This window comes from Bdellovibrionales bacterium (assembly GCA_019750295.1).
Classification (GTDB): domain Bacteria; phylum Bdellovibrionota; class Bdellovibrionia; order Bdellovibrionales; family JAGQZY01; genus JAIEOS01.
This window is the reverse complement of sequence record JAIEOS010000020.1, coordinates 74751-95701: the sequence shown is the minus strand read 5'-3', so window position 1 is coordinate 95701 and position 20951 is coordinate 74751. Positions and strand designations below refer to the sequence as shown.

22 protein-coding genes and 1 tRNA gene are annotated in these 20951 nt (G+C 45.6%); 13 read left to right on the top strand and 10 right to left on the bottom strand.

Annotated features, from left to right (window positions below):
* Positions 1-8 precede the first annotated feature (8 nt).
* Positions 9-2339, bottom strand: coding sequence for a polysaccharide biosynthesis tyrosine autokinase (locus K2Q26_05695; GenBank protein ID MBY0314990.1), 2331 nt, complete (start codon positions 2337-2339; stop codon positions 9-11).
* 71 nt (positions 2340-2410) lie between these two features.
* Positions 2411-2890 (bottom strand): hypothetical protein, encoded by a 480-nt coding sequence (locus K2Q26_05690; GenBank protein ID MBY0314989.1) that lies wholly within the window; start codon positions 2888-2890, stop codon positions 2411-2413.
* A 122-nt stretch (positions 2891-3012) separates the two neighbouring features.
* On the opposite strand from K2Q26_05690, the gene K2Q26_05685 reads away from it, so the two are divergent.
* A complete protein-coding gene (locus K2Q26_05685) occupies positions 3013-3870 on the top strand; it encodes an FkbM family methyltransferase (GenBank protein MBY0314988.1) in 858 nt (285 codons plus the stop codon).
* Positions 3871-3872: 2 nt separating this feature from the next.
* Here K2Q26_05685 and sohB read toward each other — a convergent pair whose 3' ends face one another.
* Complete coding sequence (gene sohB / locus K2Q26_05680; protein MBY0314987.1) at positions 3873-4883, bottom strand: protease SohB; 1011 nt, start codon at positions 4881-4883, stop codon at positions 3873-3875.
* A 135-nt stretch (positions 4884-5018) separates the two neighbouring features.
* Here sohB and K2Q26_05675 point away from each other — a divergent pair, with 135 nt between their 5' ends.
* The 5 genes from K2Q26_05675 to K2Q26_05655 are packed head-to-tail and all read left to right on the top strand — an operon-like array spanning position 5019 to position 8532.
* Positions 5019-5438: a hypothetical protein gene (locus K2Q26_05675; protein ID MBY0314986.1), complete on the top strand. Its 420-nt coding sequence runs from the start codon at positions 5019-5021 to the stop codon at positions 5436-5438.
* Positions 5435-5815 carry a DUF3307 domain-containing protein gene (locus K2Q26_05670; GenBank protein MBY0314985.1) on the top strand — a complete coding sequence of 127 codons (381 nt, stop codon included), beginning with the start codon at positions 5435-5437 and terminating at the stop codon, positions 5813-5815. Before K2Q26_05675 ends, K2Q26_05670 begins: the two co-directional genes overlap by 4 nt.
* Before the next feature lie 54 nt (positions 5816-5869).
* Positions 5870-6685, top strand: coding sequence for a bifunctional DNA-formamidopyrimidine glycosylase/DNA-(apurinic or apyrimidinic site) lyase (gene mutM, locus K2Q26_05665; GenBank protein MBY0314984.1), 816 nt, complete (start codon positions 5870-5872; stop codon positions 6683-6685).
* A 36-nt stretch (positions 6686-6721) separates the two neighbouring features.
* Complete coding sequence (locus K2Q26_05660) at positions 6722-7780, top strand: DUF2817 domain-containing protein (GenBank protein ID MBY0314983.1); 1059 nt, start codon at positions 6722-6724, stop codon at positions 7778-7780.
* Positions 7777-8532, top strand: coding sequence for an alpha/beta hydrolase (locus tag K2Q26_05655; GenBank protein ID MBY0314982.1), 756 nt, complete (start codon positions 7777-7779; stop codon positions 8530-8532). Before K2Q26_05660 ends, K2Q26_05655 begins: the two co-directional genes overlap by 4 nt.
* Here K2Q26_05655 and K2Q26_05650 read toward each other — a convergent pair.
* Entirely contained in the window at positions 8522-9220 is a 699-nt protein-coding gene (locus tag K2Q26_05650) for a hypothetical protein (GenBank protein ID MBY0314981.1), read from the bottom strand. The genes K2Q26_05655 and K2Q26_05650 overlap by 11 nt on opposite strands.
* Positions 9221-9275: 55 nt before the next feature.
* Here K2Q26_05650 and lipB point away from each other — a divergent pair, with 55 nt between their 5' ends.
* Together lipB and K2Q26_05640 are read left to right on the top strand one after the other, a co-directional pair.
* Entirely contained in the window at positions 9276-9956 is a 681-nt protein-coding gene (gene lipB / locus K2Q26_05645) for a lipoyl(octanoyl) transferase LipB (GenBank protein ID MBY0314980.1), read from the top strand.
* 134 nt (positions 9957-10090) lie between these two features.
* A complete protein-coding gene (locus K2Q26_05640) occupies positions 10091-10402 on the top strand; it encodes a hypothetical protein (GenBank protein MBY0314979.1) in 312 nt (103 codons plus the stop codon).
* A gap of 5 nt (positions 10403-10407) precedes the next feature.
* On the opposite strand, the gene K2Q26_05635 is transcribed toward K2Q26_05640, so the two are convergent.
* Positions 10408-10483, bottom strand: a tRNA-Val gene (locus K2Q26_05635).
* 166 nt (positions 10484-10649) lie between these two features.
* Between K2Q26_05635 and K2Q26_05630 the strand changes: the two genes are divergently transcribed.
* Together K2Q26_05630 and K2Q26_05625 are read left to right on the top strand one after the other, a co-directional pair.
* Positions 10650-11192, top strand: a complete 543-nt coding sequence (locus K2Q26_05630) for a hypothetical protein (protein MBY0314978.1) — start codon at positions 10650-10652, stop codon at positions 11190-11192.
* Between the two features lie 86 nt (positions 11193-11278).
* Positions 11279-12259 carry a transporter gene (locus K2Q26_05625; GenBank protein ID MBY0314977.1) on the top strand — a complete coding sequence of 327 codons (981 nt, stop codon included), beginning with the start codon at positions 11279-11281 and terminating at the stop codon, positions 12257-12259.
* Here K2Q26_05625 and K2Q26_05620 read toward each other — a convergent pair.
* From K2Q26_05620 to K2Q26_05605, 4 genes are all read right to left on the bottom strand, one after another.
* The gene (locus K2Q26_05620) at positions 12256-13836 is read right to left on the bottom strand and encodes a response regulator (protein ID MBY0314976.1); all 1581 of its coding nucleotides are present in this window, start codon (positions 13834-13836) and stop codon (positions 12256-12258) included. The genes K2Q26_05625 and K2Q26_05620 overlap by 4 nt on opposite strands.
* Positions 13833-15362 (bottom strand): AAA family ATPase, encoded by a 1530-nt coding sequence (locus K2Q26_05615; protein MBY0314975.1) that lies wholly within the window; start codon positions 15360-15362, stop codon positions 13833-13835. The genes K2Q26_05620 and K2Q26_05615 overlap by 4 nt, the downstream gene beginning before the upstream one ends.
* A gap of 135 nt (positions 15363-15497) precedes the next feature.
* Entirely contained in the window at positions 15498-15926 is a 429-nt protein-coding gene (locus K2Q26_05610) for a hypothetical protein (GenBank protein ID MBY0314974.1), read from the bottom strand.
* 51 nt (positions 15927-15977) lie between these two features.
* Positions 15978-16646: an RNA pseudouridine synthase gene (locus tag K2Q26_05605; protein ID MBY0314973.1), complete on the bottom strand. Its 669-nt coding sequence runs from the start codon at positions 16644-16646 to the stop codon at positions 15978-15980.
* 133 nt (positions 16647-16779) lie between these two features.
* Between K2Q26_05605 and K2Q26_05600 the strand changes: the two genes are divergently transcribed.
* From K2Q26_05600 to K2Q26_05590, 3 genes are all read left to right on the top strand, one after another.
* Positions 16780-17349, top strand: coding sequence for a hypothetical protein (locus tag K2Q26_05600; GenBank protein MBY0314972.1), 570 nt, complete (start codon positions 16780-16782; stop codon positions 17347-17349).
* Between the two features lie 60 nt (positions 17350-17409).
* On the top strand, positions 17410-18996 hold the full coding sequence (locus K2Q26_05595) for an HTTM domain-containing protein (protein ID MBY0314971.1): 1587 nt from the start codon (positions 17410-17412) through the stop codon (positions 18994-18996).
* Between the two features lie 109 nt (positions 18997-19105).
* A complete protein-coding gene (locus K2Q26_05590; GenBank protein ID MBY0314970.1) occupies positions 19106-20689 on the top strand; it encodes a hypothetical protein in 1584 nt (527 codons plus the stop codon).
* On the opposite strand, the gene K2Q26_05585 is transcribed toward K2Q26_05590, so the two are convergent.
* Positions 20686-20883, bottom strand: coding sequence for a hypothetical protein (locus K2Q26_05585; protein MBY0314969.1), 198 nt, complete (start codon positions 20881-20883; stop codon positions 20686-20688). The genes K2Q26_05590 and K2Q26_05585 overlap by 4 nt on opposite strands.
* Positions 20884-20951: the final 68 nt, after the last annotated feature.

The window sequence follows — 20951 nt, the reverse complement described above, 5'->3', positions numbered from 1 at the left end:
ATCCAAAATTAACTTGATTTCGTCTTTAGATTATCAAGAAATTTTTGGATATCGGAGGAGTTTTCACTCAGACTAGACAAAGAGCCGACATTCGCTTTCTCAGACTTACTATAGCTGTGATAACCGTAGTAGTGGAAGCGCGTGGTGCTCAAAATAGCCTTGTTTATGATTCCATAAACCTGTTTATAGGAGACCTGAAGCAACTGACTGTAAGCTTCGTGCAGTTCGTGCTTTTTGGTTTCGCGGAAGTTACAAATGAGAATCGGTATATCGCTAAAAGCGGCCAAAACCGAGGCATCTACCGCCGCAAAGGTGGGAGGCGTATCAATAATGACGTAATCATATTGATCTCTCAAGTAGGAAATCAGCGCTCTAAATTTTTCGGAACTTATATATTCCGTTGAGTTCTGCGAGCAAAATCCAGCGGGGAGATAGTCAAGATAGGGTAGCGTGTCTTTCATGAGCACTTCGTCGAGATTTTTCTTCATATCCAAGAGATCAACCAAGCCGAACTGCGGTGAGACTTCAAAGTAGGAGTTCTGAGAGGGCCGACGTAAATCGCAATCGATAAGTAAAGTTTTTCGTTTTAACTGCGACAAGCTGACCGCTAAGTTCGCGGTCACGAAAGACTTTCCATCGTGAACCGCACTGCTCGAAATACTGATCACCTGGTGCTCTTTTTTAAACTTGTAGCGCATCGATTCAATTCGCGCACGAATGTATTTAAAGGCCATGGCCTCGAGAGACTCTGGCGTATTGAGACAGACCAGTTTATGCGAAGCCTTAAATGTCTTTTTAGGACCGGAGTTCATCTCCGGGATAAGTGGGATGTCGCCGATAAACTCAACGCCGCATTCACCGAGATCGGAGCGGTGCTTGATGGTCGGATCAATGGCTTCGATTCCAATAATGATCCCAACACCAAATAGCATAGAGGCGAAAAATGAAAAAAGGAGCTTTAGCGTTAAAGACCCTTTGGGAACTGCGCCGGGTAGACTTGCGGCTTGGTCGACGCGAATCTCTTTCTTTAAAGAGAGTCTTTGGATTTCTAGTTCCATCAGTTTATTTTTTAGGTTCGTATAGTTTTCGTTTTCGAGCTTTAAATTGTTTTCGAAAAAGAATTGTTTTTGAGCCATAGATGGGATGTTTTCCACCTGCTCCTTAATTTCGGCCATAGCTTTAGTGTGCGTGCTGATCTTGCTCTTGAGAATTTGGTTTTCTTCTTTAAGCTCATTGATCTTCATTTGAATTTTTTGCGGATTCATATACGCAAAAATACTTTCATTATTAAGCTTGCCCGCATAATGACGAAAGGCTTGAGCCGTGCGGTTGATTTCCTTATCGAGGGCCTCTAAGCGCCATTCTTGGGATTTATCCTCTTGAGCAAGGATCACACTCTTTTGTCTTTTGAGCTGCTCAAGTTTTCTCTGAAGGACAATCGATGTCTCTTTAACCCCGTTAAGTTCTTTAGGATTCTCGGAAATACTTTCGATATTTGATTTTTGACCCTTTTCGAAGTAGTCGAGAAGCTTTTGATTCTCTTCGTATTGAAGTTTAGAAGATTCAAGTTCCGATGCAATTTTGGTATAACGATCAGCCAACAGACTGGAGCTAGTGTCGGTCGAAATAATACTATTTTTCTTTTTAAAGTCGATCAATTCCACTTCGTTCGTTTTAAGGCGTTCCTGAGTCTCTTCAAGTTTTCCTTTAACGAAAGCCTGAATGTGCTCAATTTCTTCTAGACCTCGGGCATTCGTCATGGATACAAATTCCTCAGCGATGACGTTAGCGACCACTTGGGCCGTCCGCGGATCTAGGGTTTTTGTTTTGATGTAAACGAAGTGGCTATAGTCGCTATCGTAGGAAACCATTTGTTTCACACGACCTTCGATATCATCAATTGAAAGTTCGATATCTTTACTCTCTGTCGGTCCAGCCATCAGGTTCTTCCAAAACCCGACCGACAAGATCGATTGGTTCTGAACTGAGGTGAAGTTAAGATTTGCGTAGTCGGGATGAAACTTAATTTTTTGAGCCACAGAGAGGAAGAAGGTGTCGGAGCTCAAATAACGCATATAAGTTTCGATGCGCTCGGATTTGGCCGCTCGCCCAACATGTTGGTTTAATAAATATTCAGCGGCCGTAGGTTCTTCGATGGATTGAACAAAAAGAGTGGCCGAGGTGCTGTATTCAGTTTTTTGAGTGTAATGTCCTAAGAAGGTCCCAGTGACGGCCAGCGTACATGTGAGAATCAGAAATGCTTTTTTAGCGCGAAGGACTTCAATCGCGGCGAACATAAATGCACGACGGTCCGAAAGCTCTTGGACTTTATTTTTCATTGGTATTTTCTTGTTAGTTTCTGTCATTATCTCTCACTTTATTTTAGTCTGCTTTCGATGATGAATTCACCCTAAAACTCATAACCTATTCCTACGCCGGGGGAGAAAAACTGATTTCCCTGGTGAGAATAAAGAGCCACTTCAAAATTTAAATAAAAATCGCCGGTAATAAATCCATCGAGACCAAAGGCCATGCGATCAGCCACATACTTTTCGGCGGCGGGCTCTTGAACTTGGAGTTTGGACCATTGGAAATACGTGTTGATATCCCGGCGCTTTCGTTTGCGAATAAGCTCCGTAGGTGATCCACCCAAAAAGAAAATACCGGGCAGATCCACACGAAAACCTAAGCCAAAGGATCGAACTTGATCGACCTCACTGTCGAGAGACTGATTGAAAAGCGCGCACAAACTAAAGATTCTATAGAAGCGGATATTCGCACTGACGGCGACCTGATCTGCGATTTCTTTTCGGGGTTGGTTGGGATCATTTTGAACATCATCATACATTGAATACTTCGCATCTAAAGAAAGAAGTCGAGGTTTATTCATAAAGGAGTCACCATACTGTTGAGCCTGAGCCCAAATCGGGACTAGAATCAGAATAAGGTATGTGAAAACTCGTATCAGCATCGTTTGTTTTTCGGCAAATTGTTCAATTTTATTTAGGATTTATGCTCACTCGAATACTAAAAAAGCCAGAATATCTATTTAATCCGCGACAGATTCCTCGACGTATATCCTACTTGTGGAAAGAGCCTCCGCACGAAGGTCGAGTGACTCTCCCTTGGGGAGGTGAGATCTTGGTGAATCCCCGGGAGACCATCGGAAAATCACTTTTTCATTTTGGAGTGTATGACCTTAGTCTCAGTGAGTGTTTATGGAGATTGGCGGAACCGGGAATGCGAGTCTTAGATATCGGTGCTAACGTCGGATACTTCTCTTTACTCCTGAGCGCAAAGGTGGAATCTCAGGGAAAAGTCTTTAGTTTTGAACCGCATCCCGAAATCTTCCAAAAGTTGAAACATAATATTTCTAAGACCGACAACTGCACCCTCCACAATATCGCACTTTCAAACAAAGCCGGAGACAGCGTTCTGTTTATCCCGAAAGATTTCGCAAAAAATGAGGGAGTGGCGTCTCTCGAAGCGCAAAAAGATAGTGAATGTTTAAAGATTCGAACACAAACTCTCGACGAGGTTTTTAAGAGTGAAAAAATCGATCTGATCAAAATCGACGTCGAAGGTCATGAGCTCGCGGTGTTTGAGGGCGGACACCGAGTTTTGAGCGAAACAAAAATGGTGCTTTTCGAAGATTTTAGCGGCCATAAATCCGCGGCCATAAATTTTTTAATTCAAAGTGGATTTATCGTAAAACGAATCGTTAAGAACTTTTGGGGACCGTCATTAATCAGCGTTGCGGACGGAGAAGAGCTTCCGTTATGGGAACCACCAAATTACATTGCCTACCGCAAAAGCGTGCCGGTGGAGTCGGTGTTAAGTCCGCGCGGATGGCATTGCTTATGTCCGTGAATTTAGTGAAAAAAGGATTGGTTCCGATCCATCATAAAATCGAGAGTTCTTTCGTAGATTCCCACAAGACCATCAGATAACTTATCTTTTAAACCTTTTTTAATTTTGTATTCGACTTCTTTCAATTGACGGGTCGCGCTCTGAGTGAGCAGATAATCATCACTCGTGCCGAGTTTATCGATCAGTTTGAGCTCAAGGGATTGTTCTCCATACCAATGTTCGCCGGTGGCAATTTTTTCGATATCGATTTGAGGCCTAAACTTTTTGACGTGATTCTTAAAGAGAACGTGTGTTTCTTCTAGCTCTTCTTTAAACTTCTCTAAACCGTCTTGCGTGATTTCGCCCAGGATCGAGATTGTGCGTTTGTATTTGCCGGCAGTGATTTGATAGTAGTCCACATCATTATTTTTAAGTTTGCGATTAAAGTTCGGAACATTGGCCACAACGCCCACAGAACCTAGGATAGCGAAGGGTGCCGCGATGATCTGATCGGCCAGACAAGCCATCATATAACCACCGCTGGCCGCGACCTTGTCGACACAAACGGTGAGGCGAAGGCGTGCCTCTTTTAGTCGCTGAAGTTGGCTGGCGGCGAGCCCATAGCCGTGCACCATTCCTCCAGGACTTTCTAAACACAAAACTACTTCATCAGACTCTTTAGCCACAGTTAAAATTGCGGTGACCGATTCACGTAAAGAATCGACCGCTGAAGCCTTCACGTCACCTTTAAAATGAATCACGTAAGTGGTTGGCTTATCTTCGGTAGCGAGGGATTTATCGGCTTTGGATTGAAGTTTAAGTTCCTTCTTTAATTTCTTTTTATCAAGAAGGGCGGCCATCATCAGATTTTTATAATTTTTAAATTTTTTATTGAGATCTTTTACGGAAATGGAATCGGTATCTTTGTTTTTCATCGCAAATGCCATGACGATAAGAATGGCGGCTACAACGATTATGGCTTTGATTAAAAAACTTGCCGAACTGACAGCAAGGGCTAGTAAAACATCCATCATAAATACCCTCATATTTAGGACCAGTGCGACTTGCACGATAGTCCAGAGCTGTCGAATTTAGCGGTAGAGCTGGTGTTTTGTCGAGGGTTTAATACTACAATTTATTGAGCCATGTGCCGATAATGGAACGAGGTGATGATGCTCAAAACATCTGCGTTTTACATTGTGATTCTGACGGCTCTCCTAGGAGTTTCTCCTTTGAGCGCGGAACCAATGTCAGAGGCCGCCTATCGACGTAAAGAAAAGGGTTTTCAGGAGTGGACCCAGCGCCGCGAGGCGAGTAACGCTGAACGCCTAAAAACCTCTGACGCTCAAAAGCAAAAGCGCCGAGACTACGAGGAGCGCCTCGAGCGTGCTCGAGCTTCATTTAAACGTCCCATTTACGGCAATGATCATCTTCTTCCCGAGTATCTCAAAAAAGTGGAAAATCGAGATGCAGACCGAAAAAAACAAGAGCAAGCTTTTGCCGAAATCTCCCGTGCTGCACGACAACTCTATGAAGAGATCGCGGTTCCCATGAAAAATCGGGAGTACGGAATTGAGAAGGCTCCATGAGCTTCGCCCCCATCGATTTCGTTTTCATTTTATTTTTAGTTTTCCAAGTGAAGCACTTCCTCGCGGATTTTTGTTTCCAAAACAATTATATGCTCAAGAAAGACCGTGTAGGATGGAATTTCATTTATCCACTGGCCACTCATTGTGGAGTTCACGGTCTAATGACCTTGGCTATTTGCCTAATATTTAAGCCATCGATGTGGTGGTTGTCTGTCGTCGATTTCACCGTTCACTTTGCGATGGATCGTTTTCGCTCGAGCCCCAATTACTTGGGTCGTTTTAACAACGTCCATACAAGTGTATTCTGGCGGGTCTTCGGTTTTGATCAAATGATTCATCATGTGACCCATATCTTCATTGTATGGATGATGATTTAATTCTCACAAATCAGGCCTATACATCTCCTTCAAAGCCATATAGAAAATAGTCCTATGCCTGAACTGCCCGAGGTTGAGGTCGTCTGTCGCGGTCTCAACAAAATCATTCCTCAAGAATCCTTGGTCGAAGATATTCTTTTCTATCGCGAAAATATTCGGGGGAGACTTCCGTTAGAGAAAGTGGACCGTTTGCGCGGGCAAAAAATTAAGTCGATCTCTCGTCGAGCTAAATATATTCTCATCGAACTTGAGCGTGACTTTATCGTCTCTCACTTAGGAATGACGGGAAGTTGGCGTCAGGGTGTTCGAGAGCACATTCATGATCATGTAGAAATTGTTTTAAGTCAGAATATCCACTTGATCTACAACGATCCCCGGCGTTTTGGAATTTTCGAAATCCTTTCGCCGCAGGAAATGCGGGTCGACCGACGTTGGAAGTCTTTAGGTCCCGAGCCGCTCTCGAAAGATTTGACCGCAAGTTATCTTCATCAGGCCTCTCGTAGAAAAACCACCACGATTAAAACTTTTCTGATGGATCAAAGAGTGGTGGTGGGGGTAGGAAATATCTACGCCGCCGAGGCTTTGTTCAAGTCAGGAATTTCGCCATTGGTCCAGGCGCGAAAAATCAAAAAAGAGCAATTCGAAATCCTGGTCTCCGCGATTCAAACAGTCTTAAAGAAAGCCATTCAAAAAGGCGGATCCACTATATCGAGTTTTACGAGCAGCGAGGGCGAATCGGGCTACTATCAAGACGAGCATTTTGTCTATGGACGAGCCGGGGAAAAATGTAAAGTCTGTCGGGAGTTGATTAAAGTTAAAGTTGTCGCTGGCCGAAGCACTTTTTGGTGTGTAAAATGTCAGAAGAGATAATTAACACCGTATCATAAGACGATAGGACGACTGACCATGAATCTTCCGTTAAAAGACCGAGAGCCGATTTATAAACGATTACCAGAGCTCAAGGATCTTGAAGAGGTCATCGCACAGCTGGCGCCTTACGCTAAAATCGAAACGCTGACATCGCTCCCTTACAAGGGCTTCGAGTTCCCTTTGTATTCGATCAGTATGGGAAGTGAGGATCTGACCAAGCCGTGCTTATTGCTCACCGGTGGAGTTCACGGTCTCGAGCGCATTGGATCGCAGGTTTTAATATCGGTTTTACGCTCCATGGCTCGATCGTTCATGTGGGACGAGCATTTTCAGAACACACTTGCGAACTGTCGTATTATTTTTATTCCGATTATGAATCCTGTGGGCATGTATCGTATGTCGCGAAGTAATGGGAACGATGTGGATTTGATGCGGAATTCGCCGGTGGAGTCCGAGGAAAAATCTCAGTTTCTCTATGGGGGGCATCGAATCTCTCCTCGATTGCCTTTTTTTCGAGGCAGTAATGACTTTATGGAGATCGAGAATCAAGCGCTTTGGCGTCTGGTCCGAGAAAAAGTTTTTCCTTCCAAGGTGACCATTGCGTTGGACGTGCACTCCGGCTTTGGAATTAAAGATCGTCTGTGGTTTCCTTGGGCGTACTCAAAAAAACCATTCCCCTATCTCACTCAGATGCATGCTCTTAAAGAATTGATGGACAATACTTATCAGCATCACGTTTACACTATTGAGCCTCAAGCTCAACAGTACACCACCCACGGTGATGTTTGGGATTATTTCCTTATGGAATTCGAAAAAACGAAACAGCCCGAGCAAATTTTTGTTCCACTCACTTTGGAAATGGGCTCTTGGGTTTGGATTCGCAAAAACCCATTACAAATTTTTAATCCTCTGGGAATCTTTAATCCGATGAGTCCTCACCGCGCCCGACGAATGCTTCGTCGGCACAAGAACTTGGTTGAATTTTTAATTCGCGCCGTTTCTTCGCCAAAACGATGGACCAATTTGACCAGCGAAGAGCAAAAGAATCATCTCCAGGCCGCGATGACAGCTTGGTACCAAGGAAAAGCATCATGATGAAGCGTCAGTGGATTCTGATTCGAGGATTAGGTCGCGAGCAAGCACATTGGGAAGACTTTAAACAGCAGCTTCAAATTAGGGATCCCGAATCGGAAGTCTTGGGTTTAGATTTGCCAGGCGCTGGAAAATTTTATCGTCTTTCGAGTCCGATGACCATTCATGGGATTGCAGAGTTTGTGCACTCTCAATTGCCCGAAAGAAAGAGTGGCCAAAAGAGAATTCTCGTGGCCATTTCCCTCGGAGGAATGGTCGCTAGCGAAATGGTTTATCTCCATCCAGAAGATTATGACGGAATGGTTCTTATCAATTCGAGTTTTAAAAATTTCTCGGGAATCTTTCAACGTTTGCAGACAGAGGCGCTCATCCATTTTTATAAAGCAGCGACGGCGCACAGTCCGGTGGCCCGCGAACGCGAGATCCTCAATATGGTGAGCCAACTCCCGTCGGAACGAAAAGACGAGGTTGCAAAAAAGTGGGCTCAGATCGCTCTTGAGCGTCCCGTGTCAGCGATGAATTTCTTTAAACAGCTTGCGGCGGCCGCCATTTACGAAGCGCCAGAGCAGAAGCCGAAAGTGCCGGTGTTGGTGTTAACATCCGAAGCGGACAATATGGTGAGTTTTCGTTGCTCGAAGACCATCGCCCGCCACTGGGAGGTTCCTATTGAAATCCATGAGTCCGCAGGACATGAGATGGCCTTAGATGCTCCCGACTGGGTGATCGAAAAGATACTTAAACATTTTAAGACTTAACAAGTCTTTCCATGGGAATCTCAGTGAGTTGGGATGTCTTCTTAAAAAAGTAGTACATGATCAAAAAGAAAAGCGCGATCGACGGAATAAAAATAACCGCGTATCCCATCCAAGTCATTTCAGCGATTTGGCTATTGAGAATTTCACTGCGTTGAGCCTCTGGAAGTTCCATTGGAATGTGTTTGAATATTCGAAATGCGAGTACAAAATTTAAAGCCGCACTTAAGAAAAACGTGAGAGAAAAAAAGAAAGTCGAGCGTTTTATGATTTGTAAAAACTGGGGCCACTTGTTGGTCGCGTGAAGGTGGGAGTCGATCTCTTCCATATTAAGAGCGCCGGTATCCACCAACATCATTTTGAGAAAAGGCTTTTTGGTAAATGACGAGCCCAGGACGAAGCAGCCAATCAAAAAAGGGAAAGCGGCTTCTTTGACGGTAAACCAAATGCCCTCGAATTTTAAAAGCGCAAATCCACCGGTGAACAGCGTATTGGCAAGCCCTAACACAGAGATGTAGTTCATCTGGCGGGTGGAAATAAAGCTCCAGATTCCATAGCCGATCGGAAGAGAGAGAGCTAAAATCAGGGCTGGAATGGGATAGCTGCTCGAGAATTTATTGAGAATAAAAACCGGGGCAACGACATTGGCGAGAAGATTAATAAGCGGGTTTTCTTTTTTATGGCTGCTCACGTAGGCCTATTCCATGTTTCTTGTGTTTTTTTGTCAAATAAAATAAGACTGAGCCGTGCAGATTCCAGCTCAATTTCATGAATTCAACCCCCCGAGATTTTTATGGCTCGGCACAGTAGACTACAGCGTAGCGATGGAGCTCCAGCAGTCCTATTTAAAGGCAGAAAATGCGGATCAGCTGCCGATCATATTAGGACTCGAGCACCCATCGGTGATCACGCTGGGAGTCCGCGGATCCGCGGATGATGTTCTCTCTCATGACGTACCTGTTGTTAAAACAACAAGAGGTGGACAAGCGACACTTCATAATCCGGGACAACTGGTGATTTATCCACTCTTGTCGTTAAAAGCGATGAACATCACGGTCAGAAATTTTGTAGAGGCAATGCTTGAAGTCTCTGCACAAACTCTTAAAAACTGTAACATAACAATTGATTCGCAAAAAGATGGTCTTTTCACATCCGTTGGAAAAATCTGTTCGGCCGGATTTAATATTAAAAACGGAAAAACAAGTCACGGCTTGGCCATTAACGTACGCAATGACCTTGTTGAATTTTCTAAAATTCGCGCCTGTGGCGTGACGAATTCTCCAATGGATCGTGTGAGCCATTACGACCCAGACATGACGCCCGAAAACCTTTTCGAAATCTGGAAAAATGAATTCTTAAAATCGGTACCCGGTACCTTTTGCGGAAGCGGTGCTTCCGCAAAAGGTACCGGGTACCGATTAGATTAAAGTCTAAATTCTTTGGGGGAAACAAACCTATGGCGGAGTGGGGAAGGTGAGAGTGGACGTCGCCCGAGTCCGATTCTACAATCATGTTTAGATTCGATTCGACAGAACGTCGGCGCACTAACCACGGAGTATAAATGAGTTCTACAAGCAAAGACTATAGCCGGTTTCCCATAGAAGTTCCTGCAGATCTCAAACCAATGATTCCAGATTTTATGAAGCGCCGGAAAGCCGACTTCGCTGAACTCGAAGTGGCCATCAAAAAAGAGGATTTCTCTTTAGTCGCAAAAATCGGGCATCGAATGAAAGGTGTGGGAGCCAGCTATGGATTCCCGGCGTTTACGGAGATCGGTAAAGATATCGAAGTCGCGGGTAAAGCTCGAAAAATAAACGACATCAAGTTGATCCAAGGTCGATTTGGATCGTATCTTTCCCAGTGCAAATTTTAAAGAATTGGTGGTCGCTACAGGACTCGAACCTGTGACCTCTTCCATGTCAAGGAAACGCGCTACCAACTGCGCCAAGCGACCAATCTTAAGAGATAATTACCTTTAGCACTCTAGAGTGGGTTTTTCTAGTAATTCCTGCTCTCAGCACGTTAAAAATACACGCCCCCAGGGAATCTCCTTTACTTCGTTTATAGCCTATTGCATTAGTTATTCAAAATAAATGAAAACCGCTCTCAGGAGTTAGGCTATGACCATGGAAAAGCTCATTTTTTTGCTTTCAATTTCGCTCGGCCATTCGACGGCTTTGGGTCACTCGCTTCCCGAAGGAACTTGGAAGAATGAGCATGTCAAAGTTGAAGTGACGGCCTCCGAGATTATTGTCAACAGTCACCGTTTTTTGGTTGAACAAGAAGTCATCAATGATTCCTATTTGTCCTCGTCTCGGAGCACCGACAAAGGCTCAGGCTGTGTCATCAGAAGCAATCATGCCGCCGACCGAGGGTCTCAGATGGTTCTCCTCTCGGCCGCACGATCAAAAATCGTCGATCGAAAGTTGGGTAAAATCTCTTGTGGCTTTACACGAAGCTCCGAAGGTTTCGAAAACCCATTTCGTTATCAACTATTTGTGCTGAGTCGGCTTGATGACGACGCCATTGAAATGAAAGTTCTCGATGTCAACGATCAGCCCAATCGTCCTAATCTCACCGTGGCTCAACTTTTAGATCCGAGTTCGGTCAGCCTGGTGAAAACCGAAAAGACGGGTTACGCCCGTGTCGTACTTAAAAAATAGTCGTTTTATCGAATCGACATCGCAGAGAGGTTGACAACAAACGACGATCTTGGTCTTAAGAAGCCTTAGATAAGGGTTGGGGGATCATGATTCTATTTAGCTTTTTCTCATTATTTTTTGCAATATCTTTGGGACACGGGCAACAGGCCACTGTGACCGCAAACGTTGAGCCCCCAGCGCCTCCCAAGTATGTCCTCTCGTACGATACAATGAATTACTCTCTTGAGGGATCCCAAGCGGCGAACACCAACATCTATCAATTTGGTAACGCCAATATTAACGTGCATTTGCTCGGGGCCACCTGGCTCGCTAGCCCCAGATGGACCTTTGTGGCTCTTGTCCCTTATCTAGAGACAACCATCGAAACGATCTACGAGCCAACAACTGCCGGCGCAAATCTGAAACTTCGAGATCAAGTGAGTGGGTTAGGGGATTTGCGATTGATGGCCATCAGTCCTTTGTGGACCAATGGGAGGCACACGTGGACTTACGATATCGGTGGAACCGCACCCACAGGGAGTGTAGATAAATATTTTAGTTCGGTGCCCACGCAGAGAGCCTCTTACAACATGCAGACCGGATCAGGAACGGTTGATGTGATCGCCGGATTGAGTTACACCTACGCACCCCGACCCGAATGGGTCTCTACATTGCGAGGACAGGGAACCGCTCGTATGGGACGAAATAATAACGATTACTCACTCGGAGATGATGTGCAATTGAGAGCTTCCACCGGTTACCAGTTGGGGCCTTATTTGAATTTGGGCGGACTTTTCAACTACAGGCTTCGCGCACCTGTCAGTGGGCGAGATGGTAAGTACGAACTTTTTAACAATTACGCGTCTCCGACAGATCCGAGCATTCAAGGAAATGGTCACCAATTCTATCGGGGCACCCAAATCAACTGGGATTTAAATGCCGTGACTAAAGTCACGATCCCATTTCGAAAAAACGTGATCGCAGCCATGGAACTAGGAATACCCGTCACGCAAAAATTTATTAATCGCGACGACGTGGACTTAAATGTCAATTATTGGGTCTCCGGCTCCGTGAAAACAGTATTCTAGAGCATTCTGTAACGGTATAACACTTGGAGAAGTCGATCTCGACTGATGGGTTTTGTTAAGAAATCTGTAAATCCCGATTCAAAGCAACGAATCCGCTCGTCGTTCATGGCATGAGCCGTGAGAGCGATAATGGGCTTCGTGAAATGTGATTTTCGCAATTCGCGCGTGGCTTGATGTCCATCTTTCTCTGGCATTTGGATATCCATAAGAACCACATCAAACGATTTAGACGTGGCCGTGTCCACTGCTTGAGCGCCGTCGGAAACGAGCTCGATGTGAGCCCCCGTGGTTTGTAAATACCATGAGAACAGCTCCTGGTTATCGACCGAATCTTCCGCGATGAGAATCTTCATTCCATTGAGCATCTTGACCGGCATCTCTGTGGGAGCGTTCGAGTCGTTAGTGCTCAGCTCCTGGGTGAGCTTGACGTTCTCTGGGAGATGGGGAGAGACCCGGATGACAAAAGTGGCGCCTTGGTCTGGTGCTGACTGCTCTAGAACTAGCTCACCCCCCAGAAGTTGAGCGAGTTTGCGCGAGAGAACCAGGCCAAGACCCGTTCCACCAAACTTTCGAGTGGTCGACGAGTCGGCTTGAGAAAAGGGTTGAAATAACTTGATCGCTTGCTCAGGACTAATGCCAACACCCGTGTCCTGCACCGTAAACACGAGGTGAGGGAACTGAAATTCGACAAATAGAGTGACTCCGCCCACATGGGTGAACTTGATGGCGTTACCGACGACGTTTGCGAGAATTTGCTTGAGTCGGACAGGATCTGTGTTGAGTTTCTCCGGGATAGCCCCAATGATTTTACAGTCAAATTGAATATTCTTTTCTGCCGCCTTGAAGGCAAAATAAGATTTAAACTCTAACAGGAATTCTGTAAACGAAAACTCTACTTGCTCGATAGCCATCTTCCCCGCTTCGACTTTTGAGAGATCGAGAATGTCATCGATCAATCGTAATAAGTGCTGGGAATTGCGATGAATAATTCCCATAAACTTGGCATTCTCTTCCTCTGAACTCTGCGTATCCTTCATGATTTCGGTGAACCCGATGATGGCCCCAATGGGAGTGCGGATTTCATGAGACATGTTGGCGAGAAACTGTGTTTTTGCCTGATTGGCATTCTCCGCATCCTCCTTGGACTTATTAAGTGCTGAAAGGAGCTGACGAACTTCATACTGTTTGCGGCGCGCTCTCAATGCGACTTCCGCTGAGCGAATAAAGGTGAGACGTGAGAAGGGGCGCTCTAGAAGAGATATATTCCCGCTCTTCGCAAAAACCTGGGAGGCTCTTACCACATCCGCGTTGGTGAGAAGTAGAATTGGCAAGTCCGACCACGTCTCTTGAGTGTCGAGCACGGACTGTAGGGCCTTCATTCCTTCAATGGTGAGAGCTTCCTCGGAAATGATGGCAGCTCCCCAAGTCTGCGTCCGAATTTTATCACAGAGCTCAGTCATATTACGGCAAGCCACGGCCGAGAATCCCGCTTTTTCGAGAACCTCTACGGCCACCGCCGCATCATTAAATGTGGGCGAGAGGATGAGTATTGTTTCTGCACTCACCGAAGTGATCATTCGACCGCTGTCCCTTCTGGTTCGAGCTCGTGATCGTCCATAATTTCTGAATAATCGCCAAGAAAGTGAGGAGTGCCCGTAAAAATTCCGCGGAACTCACTTAAAACTTTGCCCACCTTAATTCCGCTCGGATCAAATTTAAACTCACGCAATGTAGGCTCGTGAAAGCCGGTTCGCTTTTTGGTGACTGAGATCGCCTTCTTCATGCTCCCAAAGGCTTCGAAGTAGCGAGTCAATATCACAGAATCGGCGATATAAGTGAGGTCGAGCGGAGTCTGCATCGTCCCCATTATTCCCGCCTGGGCGAGAACCATGATCGTGATCACGCCTTTGTTACTCAGGTAAGACAGAAGTTCGTGAAGTTGAAGAATCAAGAATTGCTGCTCGGGCATCGCATGGATGTAGCCGTTAAGACTGTCAATAATAACCATATCGGTTTTATTGACCGAATTAGTTCCCCGCAACAAAGACGTAAATTGACCTGGAGTCATTTCCGCAGGATCAATTTTTCGCAAAAGAATGTGGCCGGAATCGATATATTTTTGGATATCGATATTGAGCGCCTTCGCACGGGCGATCAGATTGTGCCCGGCCTCTTCAAAACTAAATACGGCGGCTTTTTTGCCTTGTTGAGCCGCCGCGTACGCGCATTGAATGGCGATGGTCGACTTCCCTGTGCCGGCGGGTCCGAGCAAAAGGTTACTAGTTCCGCAGTCAAGGCCACCGCCTAAGAGTTTGTCCAGCTCGGGAACGCCCGTGGAAATCGTCTCGTCATCGAAGGCCTTTTTATATTCTCCGGAAACCAAACGAGGAAAGATTTGGACTCCGCCTCGAGCGATGATGTAGTCATGAGTCCCTGCTCGAAAGTTTACACCTCTCAGTTTTGCAATGTGAAACTGGCGACGTTCAACACCGTACCCGGCGCGAATTTTTTCAAGAAGTAGGACGCCGTGAACGATACTCTGAACGTGCATATCTCCAGCCTCGGTGCTCATATCATCAAGAAATAAAACGGTAGATCCGCGGTTGATAAAAAACTCTTTAAAAGAGAGCATCTGCCGGCGATACTTCAGCGAGCTGTCAGAGAGCAATCTTAATTCCGACACCGAATCAAAGACGATTCGCTGAGGATTGACTGTTTTTATTCGTTCTAAAAGTAAATTGATCGTTTGTTCAAGTTCGATTTCAGAATTGTGAAACAGAGTATTTTTGCGAGATTCCCCCATGGAGAGATTGATCGCCGAAAGTTCGAGAATTTCCACATGGCTTAAATCCCATCCGTGGGAATGGGCGACCGCCTCAAGCTCTTGTTTCGTTTCGGAGAAAGTGACGTAGAGGACTTTTTCTTTTCGCGCAGCCCCCTCAATTAAAAACATCAGGGCCAAAGTGGTCTTTCCGGTGCCGGGCTTTCCTTGGATGAGGTAAAGTTGGTTGGAGGGAAGTCCCCCACGTAAAACTTCGTCGAGCCCGGGCACACCTGTTGGTGACTTGGGTTCCAGATGCTTACTTTTTGGTGTGTTTAACATAATTGTCCTTTCGCTCAAAAGAAGACAAAGCAAAGCCCATACCTCAAAGATAGAGGCTGCAGGTGTCTTTTAAGCGAATACAGAAAAAGAGTAACGGAGGAGATGGGGAACAACGCCCCATCTTTGAAAACGAAACTAATCGTCTTGGGCGGGATTCAGCTGTTGGCTTTTGCGATCCAATTCGATCTTCTTTACACATTTTAAGCGAGCCAATTTTCGCAGGGATGCGAGATTCCCACGTGCCGAAAACATCGAGTCGGGAACAAGAGCAGGGCCGGGATAGAGCTGGATGCCCGTTTTAGAAATCGCGTCACGACAATCATCCACTTCGGCCCAGGTCATCTTTAAGCTGACAAAAACGTCAGCGGTCATCGTCGAGTTTTTTAGGGACTTTAGAATGTTCACATCAATTTTTTTTGTCGTATCAAAGCTGCGATCCAACATCACTTCTTCGGACGACGGAGGCTTGGTGAAGCTGGTTTCATCCTCACTGGCCCCTTCTTTAGGAGCCGTGGAGGTGCAAGAGACGAATACGAGGGCGACGATAAAAATATATTTCTTCATAAAGAAATAGTCCCACACTCTCCTCAAAAACCAAAGAAATAATTTTTGACTCTAACTAGGGTCTAAGAGCGCTGCAAATTCGGGCGGTAAGGGGGCTTCGATCTTAAAGTCGAGAAATTCCAGTTGGGAACTATGTAAAAACATTCTGTTGCACTTATAAATGCCCACCATACGTAGATTGTACTTTGGGTCGCCGTAACGATCATCACCGACCAAAGCATGTTTAGAGAGAGCGGCATGTTTTCGAATCTGGTGCTGACGTCCCGTTTTTAAATCAAATTCACACAGACTAAAATAAGCCGAAGATCTGAGAACTTTATATTCTGTAAGGCAAGGTACCCGGGCCGAAGGGTGACCCGCTGGGGCTTTTCGTCCTTCAGCTTTATCCGTCAAGGGAGAATCCCATACGCCTTCGCTGGGCTGAACAATTCCTCTCGTAACTCCATGATAAATTTTTCGTACTGCTCGTTGTTCAAACTCTTTGGCTAACTTTTGAGCTGTCGCTGAATTGAACGCAAGAATTTGAACACCGCTGGTTTCCTTGTCTAAGCGATGCACGGGGAGTAGCGATTTTGTTTTGAGTTGCTGCTCGAGCACGCTGATAAGATTCTGCGAGTCTTCTGTGTTATGAATAGATAGCCCTGGCGGCTTATCCACGGCGATGAAGTTTTCGTTCCGGAGCAAAAGTGGAATTAACGACGGCATGCTTTGTAGAGACAACGTAGTTCTCTTTTAAACACAAGAACAAAATTCGCCTTGCGTAAACATTGAGCAAGTACTGTTGTCCGCTATTGACAGTGATTTTCCCTGTGATTTAATGGGCCTCAGAACGAACGATTTCAAGGAGGAATCAATGCTAAAAAGAATTCTAGCAGCGTCAGTCATGTTCTTTTCTATGAACGCTTTTGCTGCCACAAGTATCGAAGAAGTGACCCTTAAAATCCAAAAGGACATGCTCGCCCAGGCTGTGAGTCGCGCTTTGGAATGGAAAGTGGGAGACACCAACAATTACAAACTCGATATGGGTTTTATTCAAGGAACAATGGTGATGGCTGTTCGTTCTTACGACTCCGAAGGAATTTGGATGACTCAAGACGTGGAGTTGGGCTTTGCCGGGAAGCAGAACATGGAAACTCTGATCGACCCTAACACGGGTGCGGTTCTTAAACTTCTCGTTAACGGAAAAGAGCAAGAGCCACCAAAACAAGAGATCGAAGTGATCGAGATCGTCGACGCTAATATCACTGTCCCCGCGGGAACATTCAATTGCATGCACATTCGTTTGATGGATAAAACACAAAATCAAGAAGTGAATGTATGGCAGACCACATCTGTGCCACTTTCAGGCATGATTAAAACGGTTCAACCGAGCCAATTGGGCCAAGTGACTATCGAACTCACTTCATTTACGAAAATTCCGTAATTCGTCAGTTTTTATTCAAGGGCTATTTCGGTAGCCCTTTTTTTGGGTTAAATTTATCTCGTGAACACATCAGTTTTAAAATCAGCATGGCAAGATATCTCTCTCATCGATTGGCGAAGTCTTATACTTTTTCGCATCGTCTTCGGACTTGTCGTTCTGGTCGACATCTATACAAAGTTCATCGGAACGACTGATTTTTTTACCGACATCGGCGTGCTTCCTCGAATTGTCGCCATCGAAAAGAGTGAGTGGTGGGCATGGTCCTTTCACTTCTCGAGCGGCAGCCATTGGTTTATGTATCTTAGCTTCCTTGTGGGGGCTTTACTCGCTTTTTGCGTGATGATTGGCTATCAAACACGCCTTTCGATATTTCTTTTGTGGATCTTTGTTGTTTCTTTACATAATCGCAATCCTGTTATTCTGCACTCGGGTGATAATCTTATTCGAGTGATGCTGTTCTGGATGATGTTTTTACCGACCGAAGCCTACGTCTCCTTAGATGATATTTATCAGCGAAGCTTAGGGGAGGGGATTTTTCGACCTCAAGAAAAGGGTGTGACTTCGCTCGCCTCGTTTTCGATTCTACTTCAACTTCTTTTAGTTTATTTTTGTACGGGACTCTTAAAAAATCACCCCGAGTGGAACAGAGATTACACCGCTCTTTATTATGCACTCAACCTCGATCATTTTACGACGTCATTGGCGCCGTATCTTTTGCACTTCCCCGGACTCCTCAAATTTTTAACTTTCTGCACTTATCATTTAGAAGTCTTGGGACCGGTACTGCTCATTGTGCCGGGAATTCAGAGTTGGGTTCGATGTTTTATACCTTTTTTATTTATGGGATTTCATGTCGGCTTGATTCTCCTTATGAACTTAGGGATGTTTCCGTGGACATGTATCGCCTGTTGGACTCTGTTCATACCTCATCGCATCTGGAGCCTCGTGCCCGCGGCGGCCGCCTCAATGGTGTCTTTACTTGAGCTCTTTTTTGATTTTATACTTCGGTTCCTTCCTCCACCGTTTCTCTGGCGGGGATCTACATTTCGCCACGTGATCTTACAAATTGTACTGTTGTTTTCTATCGTCTCCGCGGTCAGTTGGAATATTGCAAGCTTTCCTCGATTTCCGTATCACGTGCCGGTCGCCATGGAGCGCTGGCTTCTGATTGTCCGATTGGATCAGTACTGGAGTATGTTCTCTCCATTTCCGATGAGAAGTGACGGTTGGTTTGTAATGGACGGGCGTCTAAAAAATGGCGAGAAAATTGATCTATGGAATCAAACGAACGAGCCTCACTGGAACAAACCTAAAAACATCTCCGACACTTTCCGCACCACTTACTGGCGAAAGTACATGACCAACGCTTGGATGGAGAGTAGTCCGCGAGAAACTCGCCTGGCGTTTGGCCGATATTTGTGTCGAGTTCGTAATGACTTTAATGACCGACCTGAGAGTGAAAAACTCAAAGACTATCAATTATTCTTTATGCGTGAAAATACCCCCGCCCCCGGCGAGACGGGAGTCGTAGAAAAAGTATTAGTTTGGACCCACAACTGCTTTTCGAAAAGTGATAACCTCGAGAGCAATAACCCCTACGACGACGACCCCGAGGCGTCCTCCTTGGAAAAAAATTCTCGACAATAAACTTCTTTCTTACAAAAACATTACATCTCAGTGATTTTAGGGGTTTAGGCTACATATTTGAAGTGTTTCCTATTAGCAACTGGGATGGGGTTGGGAGTTCGGGGGAACTTTGGGAATCATTTTATTTATCGTTATGAGTCTTCAGTGGAGCTGGGCGAAGGACGTCGAACCTCGAGATCATTTTCCGCTTCTTTTAAATCAAGTGAACCAAAGCGCGCGAGGCGCAACTCTCGATCAATTTCTAGTTGAAATGAAGGCGCAACAGCCGGACCTTTTTGCAAGTTATCTCCTGGCTTACCGGAGTCGAAGCTTGCAAAAAGCGTCCCCAATGTTTCCTCGTATCATAATGTTTTCTCCACGGGCGGACTTTGCAATTACATTTAATGGGCACGAAAAGTTCCGCGGCCACAATGATCTGGAGGTGATGAGATTTAATCGGGAGGATCGTAAATTTGAATTTTTTGAAATCTCCTTTAAAAATGGCGAAAAGCCTCAGCTCTCCAATGTGAACCCGCGCAAATGCTTGGATTGCCACCAAGGTGAATCTCGCTCCAACGCCGATCCTCGGCCGAACTGGGAGCCTTACAATACATGGCCCGGATTTTACGGAAGTCTTGATGATGATGTGGATCTTTTTAAAAACAACATGCGTAACGATCCTCAGTACAATAAGGACCTAGATCAGATTCTTTTTTACGAAGTGGATAACGAACAGTCGTGGTTCGAAACTTACAAAAAGGACATCAAACCCCAACATCCTCGCTATAAAATTCTAGAAGACGAGATGCGACGCAGTCGCTATTCCAGCGAAAAGACTCTCAACGGGACTTTCACCGACCTCATTGCCGAATTGAATTTCCAAAGGGTCGGGCGTCTGATGAAGGCCACGCCGATCTTCGAGAAGATCAAATGGACGGTGATGGGATACGCTAAGTGTAATACTTTTTATATCGGTGAGGATGGCACCTACGATTGGCTCAAAACCAACTCCGCAAAACTTTACCCCCACATGCCGGAACAGATCTACCAGACTTACCCTCAAGTTTTTCATTATAGCGATGGCTTACGAAGTGATGGTGGTCCGATCATCATCGAGCGACCGCCGCTGATTTTTCCCATCGCCCGAGTCAGCGATGTGATCTCTCTGATGTTCGAGCCTTTTCACGTCGATACGGAGGATTGGTCCATGGACTTTAAAAGCGACAACGCTCGCATGGCGGCGTTTGAACGCTTTGGAACTCCGAGCAATCCCAATCAAACCTTCCTCAATGCCCTAAAGGTGGTCTGGGCGGACGACAAAGAGTTGATGGAGGCCGATTGCGAGAAGCTCAAAGGGCGCAGCCTGGAACAAGTGAATATCAACACCGTCCAACAAATCAAAGATCAATCGCGACAAGCAGATGCGCTGATCCGCAAACCCTCGATGCCTCTCATTCAACGATGCGCGAGCTGTCATTCGGAAGACGCCAGCGTGGGAGATATTCCTTCGATTAGCTTTCTAAATCCAAAGAGTTTAGCGCGCGAACTTAAAACTCGCGGATATAAACGGGGAACCTTGTTGGAGGAGATCAAGTTCAGATTGAGCAACTATGCCACTTCCGAGGAGCAGATGCCGCCGAGAGGGGCGCCATCGACAGTCAGTAAAAACGAACTCCTCAGATACCTCGAGAGCTTAGAAAGTGAAAACCCTTAACCCACGGGTTGAAGGCGGACGTTCTCACGCCCGTCTTCCTGGGTCGAACGAAGGATTTCCAATTGAGCTCCTTCTCCACCCTTAGGGAAAACAACGAGGGCGACGGTGTTTCTTAAAAGTAACGTGAGGACACAAACGGCCACCATTATAAAAAGAGAATTTAAAACTTTGGTGTTGGTTTCTTGATCTTCCATGAAAGCCTCCTGACCATTCACTTGGACTAGAGCACGTTATATACCAGCTCAAAAATGTATGTCATCGA